Source organism: Catenibacterium sp. CAG:290, from assembly GCF_000437715.1.
Taxonomy (GTDB): Bacteria; Bacillota_I; Bacilli_A; order Erysipelotrichales; family Coprobacillaceae; genus Catenibacterium; species Catenibacterium mitsuoka_A.
In genome coordinates, this window is sequence record NZ_FR898869.1 from 3,691 (window position 1) to 6,744 (window position 3,054).

4 protein-coding genes and 1 riboswitch are annotated in these 3,054 nt (G+C 35.5%); all 4 genes read right to left on the reverse strand.

Annotation, left to right across the window (positions count from 1 at the left end; genetic code table 11):
• Positions 1 to 157: 157 nt before the first annotated feature.
• Positions 158 to 895: an amino acid ABC transporter ATP-binding protein gene (locus tag QVO42_RS09720; protein WP_022425914.1), complete on the reverse strand. Its 738-nt coding sequence runs from the start codon at positions 893 to 895 to the stop codon at positions 158 to 160.
• An 11-nt stretch (positions 896 to 906) separates the two neighbouring features.
• Entirely contained in the window at positions 907 to 1,635 is a 729-nt protein-coding gene (locus QVO42_RS09725; protein WP_022425915.1) for an amino acid ABC transporter permease, read from the reverse strand.
• An 8-nt stretch (positions 1,636 to 1,643) separates the two neighbouring features.
• Complete coding sequence (locus QVO42_RS09730) at positions 1,644 to 2,456, reverse strand: transporter substrate-binding domain-containing protein (RefSeq protein WP_022425916.1); 813 nt, start codon at positions 2,454 to 2,456, stop codon at positions 1,644 to 1,646.
• A 61-nt stretch (positions 2,457 to 2,517) separates the two neighbouring features.
• A riboswitch (Lysine riboswitch) is annotated at positions 2,518 to 2,684 on the reverse strand.
• Positions 2,685 to 2,751: 67 nt separating this feature from the next.
• Positions 2,752 to 3,054, reverse strand: a 303-nt coding sequence (locus tag QVO42_RS09735) for a metallophosphoesterase family protein (protein WP_288164349.1), incomplete at its 5' end; no start/stop codon positions are given.

Sequence of the window (3,054 nt, forward strand, 5' to 3'; positions counted from 1 at the left end):
CGGTCATGGGTTCGAATCCCCTCGTGGACGCCATCTGTTAATTACCTCGGTTTATCCGAGGTTTTTATTTTGCATCTAACTGGTAAAGAACCGTCATTACCAGTTTTTTTATATAAGAAAAAGAGACAGCTTTTATGCTATCTCTTGAGTCAATATTTTATCTATTAGAATAACGTGATAAGAACTGTTTAGCACGTTCTGTTTTAGGATGTTCAAATACTTCTTCAGGAGTACCCATTTCAGCAATAACGCCCTGATCCATAAAACATACAACATCACTGACTTCTCTAGCAAACTGCATTTCATGAGTTACGACAGCCATTGTTAAACCTTCTTTCGCAAGTTCCTTCATAACATCTAATACATCCCCTACCATTTCAGGATCTAAGGCACTTGTAGGTTCATCAAATAGAAGTACTTCTGGTTTCATACATAAAGCTCTTGCAATCGCAACACGCTGTTTCTGACCACCAGAAAGCTTTGTACTAGAAGCATCTGCAAATTTATCCATACCAACAGCTTTTAACTGTTTCATTGCTTCAGCGCGGGCTTCTTCTTTAGATTTCTTTAATACTTTGATCTGTCCAATCATACAGTTTTCTAAAACTGTCTTATTACTAAATAAGTTAAAGTTCTGGAATACCATGCCTACTTTACTACGATATGTAGAAGCATCTAAATCACCTTTAAGGATATTTTGACCATTGAATAGAATTTCTCCTGCATCAGGTACTTCAAGAAGGTTGATACATCTTAGTAATGTACTTTTTCCAGAACCACTTGAACCAATAATAGTAACTACCTTACCACGTTCGATAGTGAAATCAATATCGTTAAGAACACGGAGGTCACCAAAATGTTTTTCTAAATGTTTAATTTCAATTACTGTATCCATTTCTTTCCTCCTTAAGCACAGTTATCCTTAATAGTGACTGTGTTTGTCTTATTGATTCTCTTTTCAATGTAATTAAGTACAAATGTTGCAACTGTTGTAAGAGTTAAATAAATAAGTGCAACAACAAGATATACTTCAATATATCTCATATTAGTACCAGCCACTGATTGTGCCTGGAAGAATAATTCAACAACTGAAATCGCATTTAACATACAGCTATCCTTAATATTAACGATAAACTGGTTACCAAGTGATGGGAATGTATTTTTAATAGCCTGTGGGAAGATGATAGAAATCATAGTCTGAGTATTTGTCATACCTAAAGACTTAGCTGCTTCCATCTGTCCTGGATCAATAGATTGAATCCCACTACGAATGATTTCAGCCATATAAGCAGCTGTATTCACTGAGATAATTACCATACCAGCTGTAAAGTTATTCCAATGTAATACTGGTTTGAATAAGTAATAAAGGAATACGGCCTGAACCATCATAGGTGTTCCACGGAATACCCATACATAAAAGCCTGTGATAAAACGTCCTAAACGTTTAAAGAATCTTGTCACTGGTTTATCTAGTGGATCTAATGGTACACAACGAATGGCACCAATAATTAAACCAATAATTAAACCAGCTAATGTACCAACAACCGCAAAAGCGATTGTCATCTTAATACCATACCAGAATAGAGGCCAGTTATTAATTAACTGACTCCATGCATATTGAAAATCTATTTTCATTTTATCTCCTATTTTTCAGTAGGTGCTCTCTTAACAGCATCTTCCATGATTTTTAATCTTTCTTCTTGTGAAATAGAATCTAAAGCCTTCTGAATCTTCTTGAATTCAGCAGTCTTACGTGTATTATTCTTTAATCCAATTGATACTGCAGTATCTACATTAAAGTTATGGCCATCTGCAAACTTAACGATTGATAAATCTGGGTTAGCCTGTACGATACCATTTGCAACTGGTAATTCTGCAGTAATACCATCTGTATCACCCTGCTGTAAAGCTACAACTAATTCTGGGTAAGTTGATTTAGGTGTCTGATGTTTTACACCATTAATCTGATCAATGATTGTATCATAGTTAGTATTCTTCTGACCTGTTACCTTATAGCCTGAGAACTGCTGGATATCATTGAATGAAGTCATGGCACTATTCTTTCTTACGATCATAACCATCTCACTCTGATAATAAGGTGTAGTGAAATCTAATCCCTTTTCACGTTTCTTATCAGCAGTCATACCTGCGATAATTGCATCAATTTCACCAGATTCTACAGCTGGCTGTAAACCATCCCATGCAATCTTCTTTACTACAAGTTTCTTTCCTAATTTTTTAGCAATTTTGCTGGCAACGACAACATCATATCCATCTGCATAACCTGCACCGCCATCTAACTGTACTGCAGTATCTGTTTTCTTAGAAGTCTGCCAGTTAAATGGCTGGTAAGCTGCTTCCATCCCTACTGTAAAAGTGTTGTCATCCTTAGTAGATGATCCACATCCTGATAATACAAGCGCTGCTGTTGCAAGCGTAATTAAAGTCTTTTTCATATTTATTCCCCTTTCTATATAAAAATAGAAAAAAAGCTATACGTTATCATATAGCTTTTAACGATTAGATAACGCCTCTTCATCATGAAGGAGTGAGACAGGTATTTCCTGAATCCCCAAGACTATAAGCTGCCGCTTATCTTCTTTCGGCGATGATTACCTTTCATATGATTCTTAGTCTGCCGACTCCTCATACTACTCTGATGCATCGCTTCCTCTATCTTTATATTTGACTTTACATGCCCATTATAATAGGAAGATATAAAAAGTCAATCCCATTTAATAAATTGTATCATTATTCCAATGTTTTAATTCTAACATCTACATTTGTACCATCAATAGTCATCACTGCATAAGATCTTTTGCTGCCACCACGTGGCCATGAAGTAGAGCCAGGATTAATAAGCCATAAACCATTTTTCTCTTTTACAAGAGGCATATGTGTATGTCCTGAGATTAAAACATCTCCATTATATTTCTTCAAAAAGTCCAGCATTTTCTTTTCACGATCAAAATAACCAAAAAACTGCCCATGAGTAATCAGAAGATGTTTTCCTTCAATATCTAATCTTGCAGTTTGTGGAAGATCAAGACTCCA

Excerpts from the sequence above, each read along its gene's own strand:
- QVO42_RS09720 (WP_022425914.1), bottom strand. The coding sequence starts at position 895 with ATGGATACAGTAATTGAAATTAAACATTTAGAAAAACATTTTGGTGAC.
- QVO42_RS09725 (WP_022425915.1), bottom strand. The coding sequence starts at position 1,635 with ATGAAAATAGATTTTCAATATGCATGGAGTCAGTTAATTAATAACTGG.
- QVO42_RS09730 (WP_022425916.1), bottom strand. The coding sequence starts at position 2,456 with ATGAAAAAGACTTTAATTACGCTTGCAACAGCAGCGCTTGTATTATCA.